At 73.9% G+C, this 13,470-nt stretch carries 11 protein-coding genes; 5 read left to right on the plus strand and 6 right to left on the minus strand.

Features of this window, described 5'->3' with window-relative positions:
* The first annotated feature begins 113 nt into the window (after positions 1-113).
* Positions 114-2,045: an AAA family ATPase gene (locus ACFC09_RS23240; protein ID WP_376531435.1), complete on the plus strand. Its 1,932-nt coding sequence runs from the start codon at positions 114-116 to the stop codon at positions 2,043-2,045.
* Between the two features lie 730 nt (positions 2,046-2,775).
* On the opposite strand, the gene ACFC09_RS23245 is transcribed toward ACFC09_RS23240, so the two are convergent.
* Together ACFC09_RS23245 and ACFC09_RS23250 are read right to left on the minus strand one after the other, a co-directional pair.
* Positions 2,776-3,516, minus strand: a complete 741-nt coding sequence (locus tag ACFC09_RS23245) for a LuxR C-terminal-related transcriptional regulator (RefSeq protein ID WP_376531467.1) — start codon at positions 3,514-3,516, stop codon at positions 2,776-2,778.
* A gap of 458 nt (positions 3,517-3,974) precedes the next feature.
* Entirely contained in the window at positions 3,975-5,060 is a 1,086-nt protein-coding gene (locus tag ACFC09_RS23250; protein WP_376531437.1) for an NB-ARC domain-containing protein, read from the minus strand.
* 313 nt (positions 5,061-5,373) lie between these two features.
* On the opposite strand from ACFC09_RS23250, the gene ACFC09_RS23255 reads away from it, so the two are divergent.
* On the plus strand, positions 5,374-6,120 hold the full coding sequence (locus ACFC09_RS23255; RefSeq protein ID WP_376531439.1) for a maleylpyruvate isomerase family mycothiol-dependent enzyme: 747 nt from the start codon (positions 5,374-5,376) through the stop codon (positions 6,118-6,120).
* A 9-nt stretch (positions 6,121-6,129) separates the two neighbouring features.
* Here the strand turns inward: ACFC09_RS23255 and ACFC09_RS23260 are convergent, their stop codons facing one another.
* Positions 6,130-6,522, minus strand: a complete 393-nt coding sequence (locus ACFC09_RS23260) for a MarR family winged helix-turn-helix transcriptional regulator (protein ID WP_376531441.1) — start codon at positions 6,520-6,522, stop codon at positions 6,130-6,132.
* A gap of 84 nt (positions 6,523-6,606) precedes the next feature.
* Between ACFC09_RS23260 and ACFC09_RS23265 the strand changes: the two genes are divergently transcribed.
* Both ACFC09_RS23265 and ACFC09_RS23270 read left to right on the plus strand, forming a co-directional pair.
* A complete protein-coding gene (locus tag ACFC09_RS23265; protein WP_376531443.1) occupies positions 6,607-8,079 on the plus strand; it encodes an MFS transporter in 1,473 nt (490 codons plus the stop codon).
* 83 nt (positions 8,080-8,162) lie between these two features.
* Positions 8,163-8,447, plus strand: coding sequence for a DUF6332 family protein (locus tag ACFC09_RS23270; RefSeq protein ID WP_376531445.1), 285 nt, complete (start codon positions 8,163-8,165; stop codon positions 8,445-8,447).
* On the opposite strand, the gene ACFC09_RS23275 is transcribed toward ACFC09_RS23270, so the two are convergent.
* The 3 genes from ACFC09_RS23275 to ACFC09_RS23285 all read right to left on the minus strand — a co-directional run bounded on the left by ACFC09_RS23275 (position 8,408) and on the right by ACFC09_RS23285 (position 11,873).
* On the minus strand, positions 8,408-9,073 hold the full coding sequence (locus ACFC09_RS23275; protein WP_376531447.1) for a response regulator: 666 nt from the start codon (positions 9,071-9,073) through the stop codon (positions 8,408-8,410). The two genes, ACFC09_RS23270 and ACFC09_RS23275, sit on opposite strands and share 40 nt — an antisense overlap.
* Positions 9,070-10,305 carry a sensor histidine kinase gene (locus tag ACFC09_RS23280; RefSeq protein ID WP_376531449.1) on the minus strand — a complete coding sequence of 412 codons (1,236 nt, stop codon included), beginning with the start codon at positions 10,303-10,305 and terminating at the stop codon, positions 9,070-9,072. Before ACFC09_RS23280 ends, ACFC09_RS23275 begins: the two co-directional genes overlap by 4 nt.
* 299 nt (positions 10,306-10,604) lie before the next feature.
* The gene (locus tag ACFC09_RS23285; protein ID WP_376531451.1) at positions 10,605-11,873 is read right to left on the minus strand and encodes a geranylgeranyl reductase family protein; all 1,269 of its coding nucleotides are present in this window, start codon (positions 11,871-11,873) and stop codon (positions 10,605-10,607) included.
* Between the two features lie 175 nt (positions 11,874-12,048).
* Between ACFC09_RS23285 and ACFC09_RS23290 the strand changes: the two genes are divergently transcribed.
* On the plus strand, positions 12,049-13,404 hold the full coding sequence (locus ACFC09_RS23290) for a dipeptidase (protein ID WP_376531453.1): 1,356 nt from the start codon (positions 12,049-12,051) through the stop codon (positions 13,402-13,404).
* Positions 13,405-13,470 lie beyond the last annotated feature (66 nt).

Here is a 13,470-nt window from a genome sequence, read left to right on the forward strand (position 1 = left end):
GCAGAGACGATTCTCTGGCCGTGACCGCCGCTTTGGTCCGTCGGTTTGCGTGAACTACGGCATGGGGTGTTTCGAACGTGTGGACATGTATCGGCGACTCCTGTGTACCGCCTGTGTCCCGTGCGGGGGCGGATCACGACCTGGTCGGCAGGGCACGGGAGACCAAGAAGCTGCGGCAGTTGCTCACCGCGCACCGGATGGTGTGCGTGACCGGTCACGCGGGGGTGGGCAAGAGCCGTCTGGCCCACGCCGCCGCGGTGGTGACGGCCGACGGGCCATGGCGGAGGATCGTCCACGTGCGCTGCACCCGCACCGGCCCGCTCTCGCCGGGGGCACTGGCCGCCGCGGTGGTACGGGCGCTCGGCGGTCCGGGCGCCGTCTCCGGGCCGGCCGGCCCGGATGCGGCCGGCCCGGATGCGGCCGAGGCGGATGCGGCCGAGGCGGATGCGGTCCGGGCGGTACGCGCGCTGCGGGACGCGCGGATCCTGCTGTTCCTCGACGATGTCGACCCCGTCCGCACCGAGTGCACGGGCCTGGCGCAGCGGCTGCTGATGGCCGTACCGGACGTACGGATCCTGGTGACCTCGCGCCGCCCGCTGGGCCTCGGACACGAACGGGTGCTGCGGCTCGGCGGGTTGCGGCTCGGGGACACGGGCGGTGACCGCTCGGCGCCTGCGGTGGAGCTGTTCCTGGCACGGGCCCGCGCCAGGGTTCCGGGGTTCGCCCCGCGCGGCACCGAGCTGTGGGCCGTGCGGGAGGTGTGCCGGCTGCTGGAGGGCAATCCCCTCGCCATCGAACTGGCCGCGGGACAGCTCGCCGACCGCCCGGTGACCCGTCTCCCGTCGCTGCTCGCCCACCAGCAGGACCGGCTGGCCCGCGCCCACTACCTGCTGTGCACGCCCGAACTGCGCACGGTGTGGGCGCGGGCCGGGGTCTTCGCCGGTTCCTTCACCGAGTCGACCGCGGTGTTCCTGTGCACCGGCGGCGGCGTGGCGGAACACCGGGTGCCGGGGGCGCTCGCCCGGCTGGCGGCGCTGGGGATCCTGGAGCGGGTGGGCGATCCGGGCGGGCGGGGTCGGCCGCGCTACCGGATGGCGCGTTCCGCCCGGGAGTTCGGTGCCGAACGGCTGCGCGAGATGGGCGAGTTCGCGGTGACCGCCGAGCGGCGGGTGGCCCACGGCCGCCGGGTGGCCGCGGTCGCGGCGCACCTGTGGGGCGCGGGCGGCCAGCGGCAGGCCGTGCGCCTGGTGCTCGACGAGTACGAGGAGCTGACGGACACGGTGCGCTGCGCCCTCGCCCGCCCCGAACACGCCGAGGCCGCCCTGGAGATGGTGACCGGCCTGTGGTTCTGGTGGGCGGTGTACGACCGGGCCGAGGAGGGCCTGGGTTATCTGCTGCGTCTGCTGCCGCACTGCGAGCCCGACGGCCCGGCGGTGGCACGCGCGCAGTGGCTGGCCGCGTGGCTGGCCGCGCCCCACGATCCGCGCACCGCCCGCGTCCTGCTGGGCCGGGCGTGGCCCGCCGCGGTGCTGGCCGGGGACGACGCCCTCATCGGTCGCATCGCGCACGTCCAGGGCATGCTGGCGCTGGGACAGGGCGATGCCCGCGGGGCGGCCGAGCACTTCCGGTTCGCCGCGGACACGATCCCGGACCACGCTTCGGCGGGTCCGTCCCCGGCCGTGAGCCGTGCGGTGCTCGCGATGGTGCAGGCCGGGTTCGCCCCGGGCGCGGCCCGGCGCAGCGCGCGCCGCGCGCTGGCCCACCCCGGCATCCGTGACGACGCCTGGGCGACCCTGCTCGCGCGCTACGCCCGTGCCACCGTCGATCACCGGTGCGGGCGGCCCGGCCGGGCCTGGCAGCGCGCCCGGCGGGCGCTGGCGACGGTGGAGGCACGTCTGCCCGCACCGCTCGGTCGCGCCGCGCTGGCCCGGCTCGTCGCCGACGTCGAGGCCGGTCTCCCCGCCGGGTCGCGCCGCCCGGCACCGCCGAGTCCCCGCACGGAGGTACGCCTGCCGGATCCCGCCGCGAGTCCGTCCCGACGGTGACGGCCGGAACTTCCTACTGGTGCGGCGCCGGACGCCGGCGTCGACCGCCGACGCCGTCCCGCGGCGTACCGACGACCACCAGCGCCCACCACCACGGACCGCCCGTACCACCCGCACCACCCCGACCGAAGACAGCGACCACCCGCCACCGCAAGGCACCCGCACCCGCACCCGCACCCGCCCTGACAACGGCCGCCGGCGTTCTCCCGACGCCCACCGACGCTCTCCCGGACCCGCCCGTGCCGTGGCACCGCGGATGCGCGGACGGCGCACCTCCGGTCCTCGGCGGTGCGGTGCCGTGGACATTAGCCGCCGCCGGTCAGGTGCGACGGACGGCGGCCAGGTACGCACGGCACAGCGCGGCGCCGGCCCCGCACCTCCGGGGCAGACAGCGGAGGCAGTCGCGTACGTGCTCCACGTATGCCTGATAGGTGCTCCGGGTGGTGGCCGAAGCGGATTCCGGCATCTCCGGCATGTGCTGTCTCCCCGTGAAACGTTCGGCTGGGCCGCGGTGTGGGGCGGCGGCTGGGCACCGGCCCCGCGGCACGTCCGCGGCGCGCCGTGCGGGGGTCGGCGGAACGTCCGCCCGGTCCGGCTGACCGGGCGGCGGTCACCAGCCTGCTGGCCGGGCCCGGCCGGTGCGGCGGACTTGGCCGAAGGTCTGTATGCCGAGCTGGGTTTTTCCGCATACGTAGGCGTCGCGGCCCCGGCGGGACCTCCGAAACACGCCCTAGGGTCGCAGGGCTTCGGCGATCTGGGTGCGTGAGGTGACGCCGAGCTTGGCGAGGATGCGTTCGACGTGGGTGTCCGCGGTGCGTTTGGAGATCACCAGCCGTTCGGCGACCTCACGGTTGGACAGCCCCTGTGCCACCAGTCGGGCGACCTCCCGCTCGCGTGCCGTCAGCTCGCCGGTGGCGGTCCGCGGCGCCTGCCCGGAAGCGGTCCGCTGGTGCGGCACCGGTACGTCCGCGTCGGTGCGGACCGCCTGGAGGATCTCGGTCCCCGACATCCGGGCGCCCAGGGCACGGCGGTGGTCGAACTCCTCGTCGCCCAGGGCGTCCTGTAACGCCTGCCGCACCCTGTCCCGTTCCTGAAGCAGTCTCGGCAGCATGGCCACCGGGTCCCCGGCCAGCCGGCGCGCGCCGTCGGCGTAGCCCAGCAGCCAGGCGGCGCGCACATGGCGTCCGCTGTGGGCGGCGTGCCAGGCCAGACCCAGACAGCACAGGGCCGCGACCAGTACCTCGCCGATCTCGGCGACCGCCTCCAGCGCCTGGTGCAGCGGTGCCGTGCTCTCCTCGCGGCGCCCGGCCAGCCACAGGATCAGGCCCTGCACCGTCAGCGTGGACGCGTAGATCTGGCGCTCTCCCGTGTCCCGCAGATGGGCGAGGCCGGCCTCGCACAGCTCCAGCGCCCGGTCGGTCCTGCCGAAGATGGCCAGCAGCAGCGCGGATTCGTAGTGGACGATGCCCATGCCCAGCGCGTCCTGGGCCTCGACGATCCGCCGGCAGCCCTCCTCCACTTCCGCCAGGCCCTGCTCGACCTCGCCGAGCAGCGCCCGGAACGCCCCCAGGTAGGGGTTGGCGAACCGCACCACCCGCTCCTCGCCGCAGCGCAGTGCCACCTCGCGCGCCTGCGCGAACTGCTGCGGTCCCCGGGCCAGGTCACCGGTCCACACCGCGAACACGCCCGTGATCAGCAGGCCCCAGGCCCGCTCCGGGCAGTCCTCGCGCACCAGGGCCAGCCCCTTGTCGAGCCAGTACCGGCCCTCCGAGAGCGTCCCGGCCGCCCGCCAGAACGGTGCCAGCCGTGCCGCCAGCCACAGGCCGCGCGCCGCCCGGCCCTCGGTGGCGCAGGAGAAGCGCAGCGCCTCGCGCACGTCCGCGATCCCGGAGCGGACCTCCCGGTACAGGCCCACCTGGGCGCCGGAGATCAGCTCGTCCCAGAACCGCCCGGCGAGGTCCTCGTAGTACGTGAAGTGCCGTTCACGGACCGCGAGGGCGTCGCCCGCGGCGTCCAGTTGCTCGGCCCCGTAGGCACGCAGGGTGTCGAGCAGCCCGTATCTGGTGCCGTCCTCGTAGGAGCGCTGCACCACGGACTTGTCGACGAGGGAGAAGAGTGTCGCCACGACCGCTCGCGGGGGAGCGTGTCGGCGGCGCAGATCCGTTCCGCGGCGGCCAGGTCGAAGGGGCCGGCGAACACCGACAGCCGCCGCCACAGCAGCCGTTCGTCGGCGGTGCACAGTTCGTACGACCAGCCGATCGCCGTGCGCAGGGTCTGGTGCCGGTCCAGTGCGCCGCGCCGGTTGCCGGTGAGGACGTCGAAGCGGTCGTCGAGCCGGGCGACGAGTTCTTCGAGCGGCGCCACCCGCAGCCGTACCGCGGCCAGTTCGAGGGCGAGCGGAATGCCGTCGAGCCGCTGCACGAGTTCCCGTACGCGGGGGCGGCCGGACTCGGTCACCTGCCAGCCCGGTGCCGCCAGGGCGGCGCGCTGCGCGAACAGTTCGATGGCGTCGTCACGGCCGAGGGGCGCGAGGGGGACGACGAACTCGCCGGCCACGTCCAGCGGCTGCCGACTGGTGGCCAGCAGGCTCACCCCCGCCGCGCCGCGCAGCAGTACGTCGCAGAGCCCGGCGCACGCCTCCAAGAGGTGTTCGCAGGTGTCCAGCACGATCAGCAGCCGCCGTCCGCGGACCTGCGCCACGAGCGCGTCCAGTACTTCCATGCACGCCTGTTCGGGCACCTCCAGGACCGCCGCCAGCAGTCCCGGCAGCAGTTCCGGGTCGGACAGCCCGGACAGTTCGGCCCACCACACCCCGTCCGGGAACCGGTCGGCGACCGTACGCGCGGCACGTTGCGCCGTCCGGCTCTTGCCGACGCCGCCCGGCCCCACGAGCGTCACCAGACGCCCTTGGTCGAGTGCGCGCCGCACCTGGGCGACCTCCTCGGCACGCCCGACGAAACTGCTCTGCTCGGCGGGCAGTTGCCCGCCCCGTTGCTTCCCGAAGCCGAAGCCCATCCGGTCCCCTGCGGCGCTGTTCCGGGCCACCCGCCCGCCGGGCCGCCCGCCACAAGGTATCCGGACCGCAGCGCAGCGTGAGCACTCTCCGGCGGTCGTTCACGGGCCCCGCACCGAACGGCCTGACGGCGACGGCCACCCGAAAATGGGTCCAGCGGGTGAACACTTTCCCGCGGAGCGGCTGCTGTCACTCCCCGACACCGGGCCCGGGTCGCTCGGCGTCACCCCAGGTACCGGGCACGGACCGCTCACTGTCACCCCCGGGTGGCGGTGCCCGGGGGCCGGTGTCGGTCCGGTACGGCACACTCGCCACATGGAGACTGCGGAGTTCGTCCGGATCCTGGACCGCGAGGGCCGGCTGCTGGCCGCGGCCGCCGCGGCGGCGGGCACCGACGCCGAGGTGCCGGCCTGCCCGAAGTGGCGGGTGCGGGATCTGCTGCGGCACACCGGCGCCGTGCACCGGTGGGCGGCCGGGTTCGTCGCGGACGCACACACCGGTCCGCGCCGCTTCGGGGATCTGCCCGACCTCGACGGCGACGCGCTGGTGGACTGGTACCGGGACAGTCACCGCCGGCTCGTCGACACGCTGGCCGCGGCACCGGCCGACGTCGTGTGCTGGACCTTCCTGCCCGCGCCGGGCCCGTCCCCGCTGGCCTTCTGGGCGCGCCGGCAGGCCCATGAGACGACCGTGCACCGGTACGACGCCGAGTCGGCGCGCGGCGGTCAGACGTCCCCGATCGCCCCGGAGTTCGCGGTCGACGGCATCGACGAGTTGCTGCGCGGTCTCCACGCCCGCGCCGGCAGCCGGGTCCGTAGCGACGAGCCGCGAGTGCTGCGGGTGCGGGCGGTGGACCCGGACCCGGCCCGGAGCGCGGTGTGGACGGTACGGCTGTCGGACCTGCCGCCGGTGACGTCGCGGGACGAGGCGGGCTGTCCGGACGCCGAACTGGCCGGTCCGGCCGACCGGTTGTACCTGGCGCTGTGGAACCGGACTCCGCTGCCGAGCGTCACCGGGGACGCGGCGCTGGCCGCGCTGTGGCGGGAGAGGTCCGCGGTCTGACGGCGGCCGTCAGACGGTCAGCATCCGGGTGAGCACCGCGCGCTGCACCGGCAGCACCTGGCCGTACAGTGCGCGGCCCTTCGCCGTGAGCGCCACGCGCACGCCCCGCCGGTCCTCCTCGCACATGCCGCGCTCGACGAGTCCGTCCCGCTCCAGGCGGGCGATCAGCCGGGACAGCGCGCTCTGGCTGAGATGGATGCGGTCGGAGATCTCCTGGACCCGGAGGGAACATTCGCTGTCCGCTCCGGCGTCCTGGGACAGCAGGTCCAGCACCTCGAAGTCACTGGCGCACAGGCCGTGCCCGTTCAGCGCCCGGTCGAGTTCGCACTGGGTGCGGGCGTGCAGTGCCAGGATGTCCCGCCATTGGTCCACGAGCGCTTGCTCGGCCCTCTTCGCCGCCATGAACGCACGGTAGCAGAGCGGCAACTTCTTTTCGCCCACATTAAATGCGCTTGCATCCAATGCATGTGCATGTAGTCTCCCGCCATGACCTCATCGCTCACCGTCGCGTCCGAGGGACGCTGGACCCCCCGGCTGTGGGGCACGCTGCTCGTGCTCTGCGCCGCCATGTTCCTCGACGCGCTCGACGTGTCGATGGTCGGCGTCGCCCTGCCGTCCATCGGCTCCGATCTCCACCTGTCCACGTCGACGCTGCAATGGATCGTCAGCGGCTACATCCTGGGATACGGCGGCCTGCTGCTCCTCGGCGGACGCACCGCCGATCTGCTCGGGCGGCGCCAGGTGTTCCTGGTGGCCCTGGGGATCTTCGCGCTCGCCTCGCTGCTCGGCGGGCTGGTCGACTCGGGGCCGCTCCTGATCGCCAGCCGTTTCGTCAAGGGCCTCAGCGCGGCGTTCACGGCGCCCGCCGGCCTGTCGATCATCACCACCACGTTCCCCGAGGGCCCGCTGCGCAACCGCGCCCTGTCCATCTACACCACGTGCGCGGCCACCGGCTTCTCCATGGGTCTGGTGCTGTCCGGGCTGCTCACCGAGGCCAGCTGGCGGCTGACGATGCTGCTGCCCGCGCCCATCGCCCTGATCGCGCTGTTCGCCGGTCTCAGGCTGCTGCCGCGCAGCGCCCGCGAACGGGACCACAACGGCTACGACGTCCCCGGCGCCGTCCTCGGCACCGCGTCGATGCTGCTGCTCGTCTTCACCGTCGTCCAGGCACCGCAGACCGGCTGGACCTCCGCCCGCACCCTGCTGTCCTTCCTCGCGGTCGCGGTGCTGCTCACCGTGTTCGTCCTGGTGGAGCGGCGTTCCCCGGGACCGCTGATCCGGCTCGGTGTGCTGCGCTCGGGCAGCCAGGTCCGCGCCCAGCTCGGCGCGGTGGCCTTCTTCGGCTCGTACGTCGGGTTCCAGTTCCTCACCACGCTGTACATGCAGTCCCTGCTGGGCTGGTCGGCGCTGCACACCGCGCTGGCCTTCCTGCCCGCGGGCGCGCTGGTGGCGGTGTCCTCGACGAAGGTCGGCGCGATCGTCGACCGGTTCGGCACCCAGCGGCTGATCGCGGCGGGCTTCACGTTCATGGTCGTCGGGTACGCGCTGTTCCTGCGCGTGAACCTCGACCCCGTGTACGCCGCCGTCATCCTGCCGTCGATGCTGCTGATCGGCGCGGCCTGCGCACTGGTCTTCCCGTCACTGAACATCCAGGCCACCAACGGGGTCGAGGACCATGAGCAGGGCATGGTCTCCGGGCTGCTGAACACGTCGGTCCAGGTCGGCGGTGCGATCTTCCTGGCCGTCGTGACCGCGGTGGTCACCGCGGGCGCCCCCGAGCACACCACCCCGCAGGCCGTCCTCGACAGCTACCGGCCCGGACTGATCGTGATCACGGGCATCGCCGCCGCCGGGCTGCTCCTCAGCCTGACGGGCCTGCGCACCCGCCGTCCGCAGCAGTCCCTCGTCGTCGCCACGTCCACGCTCCGGGAGGCGGATCGCGTCACCGTACGCGACTAGGGCCCTTCTGGTGGTCGCCTCGCCCGCGTGCGCCCGGTGGGGTCCGCTTGCTCCGCCGGGCGCACGCCTGTGAGACTCCTCCGGTGGAGGCTTACGGAGGGCGGCGCGGTCAGGCCGAGCGGGACGCGATCACCGTCGAGATCGGATACGCGCTCTGCAGTGCGGCGTTCGCGGCGGTGGTCCTCTTCGGGGCCGTCGCCGGGCCCGCGCTGATCTTCGCCCTGCCGGACACCATGGAGCAGGTCTCGCTCCGCGCGGGCCTCGTCCTCGCCGCTGTGCTCTTCGCCGTCCGGGTCGTCAGCGTGCTGGTCCGCTTCCGGCAGACGTCTCAGCCGAGCCAGCCCGGCCGCACCAGGCCCGACTCGTAGGCCAGTACGACCAGTTGGGCACGGTCCCGAGCGCCCAGTTTCACCATCGTGCGGCTGACGTGGGTCTTCGCGGTGAGCGGGCTGACCACCAGGCGACGGGCGATCTCCTCGTTCGACAGGCCGATGCCGACCAGGGCCATCACCTCCCGCTCCCGGTCGGTGAGCCGGGCCAGTTCGCCGGCCGCCGCCGGCTCCTTGGACCGCGCCGCGAACTCGGCGATGAGGCGGCGGGTCACGCTCGGTGACAGCAGTGCGTCGCCCTTGACCACCGCCCGTACGGCGCGTACCAGTTCCTCCGGCTCGGTGTGCTTGACCAGGAAGCCGGAGGCGCCCGAGCGGATCGCCTCGAAGACGTACTCGTCGAGTTGGAAGGTGGTGAGCATGACCACCTTGACGTCCCGCAGCTCCGGCTCGCCGGTGATCCGGCGGGTGGCGGCCAGCCCGTCGAGCAGCGGCATGCGGATGTCCATCAGGACGACGTCGGGGCGCAGTTCGCGCACCTTGGCCAGCGCCTCGTCCCCGTCGGCGGCCTCGCCGGCCACCTCGATGTCCGGCTGTGCGCCGAGCAGCGCCCGGAAACCGGCCCGCACCAGCGACTGGTCGTCGGCAAGCAGTACCCGGATCACCGGTCGTCCTCCTCGGGCGCAGTCCGCAGCGGCAGTACGGCGAGCACCCGAAAGCCGCCGTCGGGGCGCGGCCCCGCCTCGATCGTGCCACCGAGGGCGGCGGCCCGCTCGCGCATCCCGGCCAGCCCGTTGCCGCTGCCGCCCGCGTCGGCACCGGTCGCCGGTCCGTCGTCGTCGACGCGCAGCCGCAGCGTCACCGCGTCCCCGTCGAGCCGTACCCGCGCGTGCCGCGAACCCGAGTGCCGCACGACGTTGGTGAGTGCCTCCTGGACGATGCGGAAGGCAGCCAGGTCGGCGCCCGGTGCGAGCTTCGGCGCCGTGCCCTCGACCGCGACGGTGAGCCCCGCGCCCGCCGCCTGCTCGACGAGTTCGGGCAGCCGGTCCAGGCCGGGCGCGGGCGCACGCGGCGCGGCGCCCGGAGCACGGAGCGTGTCCAGCACCTGCCGCACCTCGCCGAGCGCCTCCTTGCTGGCGGCCTTGATGGTGGTGAGCGCCGCACGGGCCTGCTCGGGGTCGCGGTCCAGGAGCGCGAGGCCCATGCCCGCCTGGACGTTGATGACGGAGATGCTGTGGGCGAGGACGTCGTGCAGTTCACGGGCGATCCGCAGCCGTTCCTCGTCCGCGCGCCGCCGGGCCGCCTGCGCACGGTCGGCTCTCTCCCGCGCCCACTGCTCGCGCCGTACCCGCGCCAGCTCGGACAGCGCTCCGATGGCCAGGACCCAGGTGGCGATCACGATCTCCTGGCCGATGGTCCCGCCGACGTCCCCCGGCGGCGGGAGCAGGCGGTGGAGCCAGAGCGCGATCAGGACGTGCCCGGCCCAGAGCAGTCCGACGGCGGTCCAGGCGGCCCTGCGGTGCCCGTCGGCCACGGCGGTGCAGCAGCTCACGGCGACGGTCAGGAAGACCGGGCCGTACGGGTAGCCGGCGCCCAGGTATACCAGGGTCACCGCGGCGGTGCCGAACGCCACGAACACGGGGTGGCGGTGCCGCCACAGCAGCAGTACGGAGGCGGCCAGGAGCAGCACGCGCGCGTAGCCGTCCAACGGCACCCGGTGGGGCTGATCATGGGCGGCGAAGTTCGAACCGATCAGCACCACGCCGGTGAACAGCACGGTGGAGCGCCACGGCAGCCGGGCGGCCCGCGGCTCGGCGTCGTCGGGCCGGTCCCACCACGGCGGCCCGTACCGCCACCACCGCGCCGGGCCGTGCCCACGCACGCGCTGCTCCTCCATGACGGCCACGCTAGACGCCGTCGGCCGTGGCGGCGTCCGCCCGGCGTGGTGATCACGTGTACTCCCGGGGAAGTACGGCCGGGTCTCCGGGCCGCCGTACGCCGCCGGGGCCGCCCGGCGGCGTGCGGCGCATGCGTACGGAAGCCGAAAGCCCGTGCGGGCCAGCCGCGGAGGATCACCTCGGTGGCGGCCCGCCGTGTCCGAGGTCGGTGGTGTCCTCCTCGGCGGAGTCGGCCCCGACTCCGCCGCCGCCGAGCCGCGCCGTGGCGCGCCCGATCAGCCGGTCTTCCGGATCACCGTCACGAAGTGACCGCGTCGTCGTCCGCCGCGTCCTCCGCAGTGGCGTCCGGGACCGGGTCGGTCCGCCGGTCCAGCACGGTCAGGGCGCGCTGGGCCATCGGGTGGTTGCGGACCAGCCCGGCCAGGGTCGTGGACCCCCGGGTGATGTCCCGGAAGGCGTTCCAGGCAGGGCGGAAGCCGGTGAGCGCCGCGTGGAACAGACCGGGCCGACGCTCGTACACGGCGAGCATCCGGCGGCCGACGCTCATCTCCACACCGAGCCCCGCCTTGATCGCGAACGCGTAGTTCAGGGCCTGGCGGCGGGTGTCCACCGCGTCGTGCGCCTCGGCGATGCGCACCGCCCACTCCCCCGCGAGCCGGCCCGACCGCAGCGCGAACGAGATGCCCTCGCGGGTCCACGGCTCCAGCAGCCCGGCAGCGTCACCGCAGACCAGGACCCGGCCGCGGGACAGCGGGGAGTCCTCGGCACGGCACCGGGTCAAGTGCCCCGAGGAGACGGCCGGTTCGAAGCCCGCCAGGCCGAGCCGGGCGATGAAGTCCTCCAAGTACCGCTTGGTGGCCGCGCCTTCGCCGCGCGCGGAGATCACGCCGACCGTGAGGGTGTCGCCCTTGGGGAACACCCAGCCGTAGCTGCCGGGCATCGGGCCCCAGTCGATGAGGACCCGGCCCTTCCAGTCCTCGGCGACCGGTTCCGGCACCGGGATCTCGGCCTCAAGACCGAGGTCGACCTGGTCCATCTTCACGCCGACGTGCGCCCCTATGCGGCTGGCGCTGCCGTCGGCGCCCACCACCGCGCGGGCCAGGACGGTCTCGCCGCCTTGCAGGACGACGGCGACCGTGCGCCGGTCCGGTACCGCGGAGCCGTGCTGCTCCACCCGCGACACCGTGACACCCGTGCGCAGCTCGGCGCCCGCCTTCTGCGCGTGCTCGACCAGTTGCAGGTCGAACTCCGGGCGGTTGATCAGGCCGAACATCATCTGCTTGGAGCGGCGGGTACGGGTGAAGCGCCCGTTGTTCGAGAAGGTGACCGCGTGCACGCGGTCCCTGAAGGGCAGTTCGAAGCCGGGCGGGAGCGCGTCGCGCGAGGGTCCGATGATGCCGCCGCCGCAGGTCTTGTAGCGGGGCAGCTCGGCTTTCTCCAGCAGCAGCACGCGCCGCCCCGCGACCGCCGCCGCGTAGGCGGCGGAGGACCCCGCGGGTCCCGCGCCCACCACGACGACGTCCCACACCCGCTGTACGTCCTCCGCCGAAGAGTTCTCGCCGCTCACGATGGTCTACTGCTCCGATCAAGCCGCTGCCGCTACCGCTCCCCAGGCTCGCGACCGCGCCCGAGCAGGGGGGACCCCATGTCCCCCCGCATCCTACGGCGCACGTCGCCGCAGGCCACTGTGGGAGGATCGGTGTTCTCACCGCTACAACGTCGCACCCACGAGGAGCGTGCCCATGTCGTCGAATCCGGTCGCCGAGACCGTCGCCTCGCTGCTGCCCAGGGCCAAGGCGGAACTCGCCGAACTGGTGGCGTTCAAATCGGTGGCCGATTTTGATCAGTTCCCCAAGAGCGAGAGCGAGAAGGCGGCGAACTGGGTGGCCGGCGCACTGCGCGCCGAGGGCTTCCAGGACGTGGCCCTGCTCGACACTCCGGACGGCACCCAGTCGGTGTACGGCTGCCTGCCCGGCCCGGAAGGTGCGAAAACGGTTCTGCTCTATGCCCACTACGACGTCCAGCCGCCGCTCGACGAGAGTGCCTGGACCACTCCGCCGTTCGAACTGACCGAGCGCGACGGCCGCTGGTACGGGCGGGGCGCGGCCGACTGCAAGGGCGGCGTGATCATGCACCTGCTGGCGCTGCGCGCGCTGCGGGCGAACGGCGGCGTCCCGGTGACCGTCAAGGTCATCGCCGAGGGCTCCGAGGAGCAGGGCACCGGCGGTCTGGAGCGGTACGCCGAGCAGCACCCCGATCTGCTGGCGGCCGACGCCGTCGTCATCGGCGACACCGGCAACTTCCGCGTCGGCCTGCCGACCGTCACCGCCTCGCTGCGCGGCATGGTCCTGGTCCGGGTGCAGGTCGACACGCTGGCGGGCAATCTGCACTCCGGCCAGTTCGGCGGCGCGGCCCCGGACGCCCTGGCCGCGCTGATCCGCGTCCTGGACTCGGTGCGCGCGGCGGACGGCTCCACCACGGTCGACGGACTCGCCTCCGAGGGCCGCTGGGACGGGCTCGCCTACCCGGACGAGCAGTTCAGGGCGGACGCCAAGGTGCTGGAGGGCGTCGGGCTGATCGGCGAGGGCACCGTCGCCGACCGGCTGTGGGCCCGCCCGGCCGTCACGGTCCTCGGCATCGACTGCCCGCCGGTGGTGGGAGCCACCCCGTCCGTGCAGGCGAGCGCGCGGGCCCTGGTCAGTCTGCGGGTGCCGCCGGGCGTGGACGCGGTCGAGGCGGGCAAGCTGCTCCAGGCGCACCTGGAGGCGCACACACCGTGGGGCGCCCGGGTGCAGACCGAGCGGATCGGACAGGGCCAGCCGTTCCGCGCCGACACCGCGAGCCCCGCGTACCGCGCGATGGCCGACGCCATGGCGGTGGCCTACCCGGGCCAGGAGATGCAGTCCGCCGGTCAGGGCGGCTCCATCCCGCTGTGCAACACCCTCGCGCAGCTCTACCCGGAGGCGGAGATACTGCTCATCGGTCTGAGCGAGCCGGAGGCGCAGATCCACGCCGTGAACGAGAGCGTCTCGCCCGAGGAGCTGGAGCGGCTGGCGGTGGCGGAGGCGCTGTTCCTGGGCAACTACGCCGCGGGCTGAGCCGTTCTGCCGACCGCAGGGAGGGTCCCCGTCAGCGGACGGGGACCCTCCCTGCGGTCGGCGCCC

The organism is Streptomyces sp. NPDC056161 (genome assembly GCF_042268025.1).
GTDB lineage: Bacteria > Actinomycetota > Actinomycetes > Streptomycetales > Streptomycetaceae > Streptomyces.

Coding starts and splice junctions, on each gene's coding strand:
- ACFC09_RS23245 (WP_376531467.1), bottom strand. CDS start 3,516: ATGGGCATCGTCCACTACGAATCCGCGCTGCTGCTGGCCATCTTCGGC.
- ACFC09_RS23250 (WP_376531437.1), bottom strand. CDS start 5,060: ATGGGCTTCGGCTTCGGGAAGCAACGGGGCGGGCAACTGCCCGCCGAG.
- ACFC09_RS23255 (WP_376531439.1), top strand. CDS start 5,374: ATGGAGACTGCGGAGTTCGTCCGGATCCTGGACCGCGAGGGCCGGCTG.
- ACFC09_RS23260 (WP_376531441.1), bottom strand. CDS start 6,522: ATGGCGGCGAAGAGGGCCGAGCAAGCGCTCGTGGACCAATGGCGGGAC.
- ACFC09_RS23265 (WP_376531443.1), top strand. CDS start 6,607: ATGACCTCATCGCTCACCGTCGCGTCCGAGGGACGCTGGACCCCCCGG.
- ACFC09_RS23280 (WP_376531449.1), bottom strand. CDS start 10,305: ATGGAGGAGCAGCGCGTGCGTGGGCACGGCCCGGCGCGGTGGTGGCGG.
- ACFC09_RS23290 (WP_376531453.1), top strand. CDS start 12,049: ATGTCGTCGAATCCGGTCGCCGAGACCGTCGCCTCGCTGCTGCCCAGG.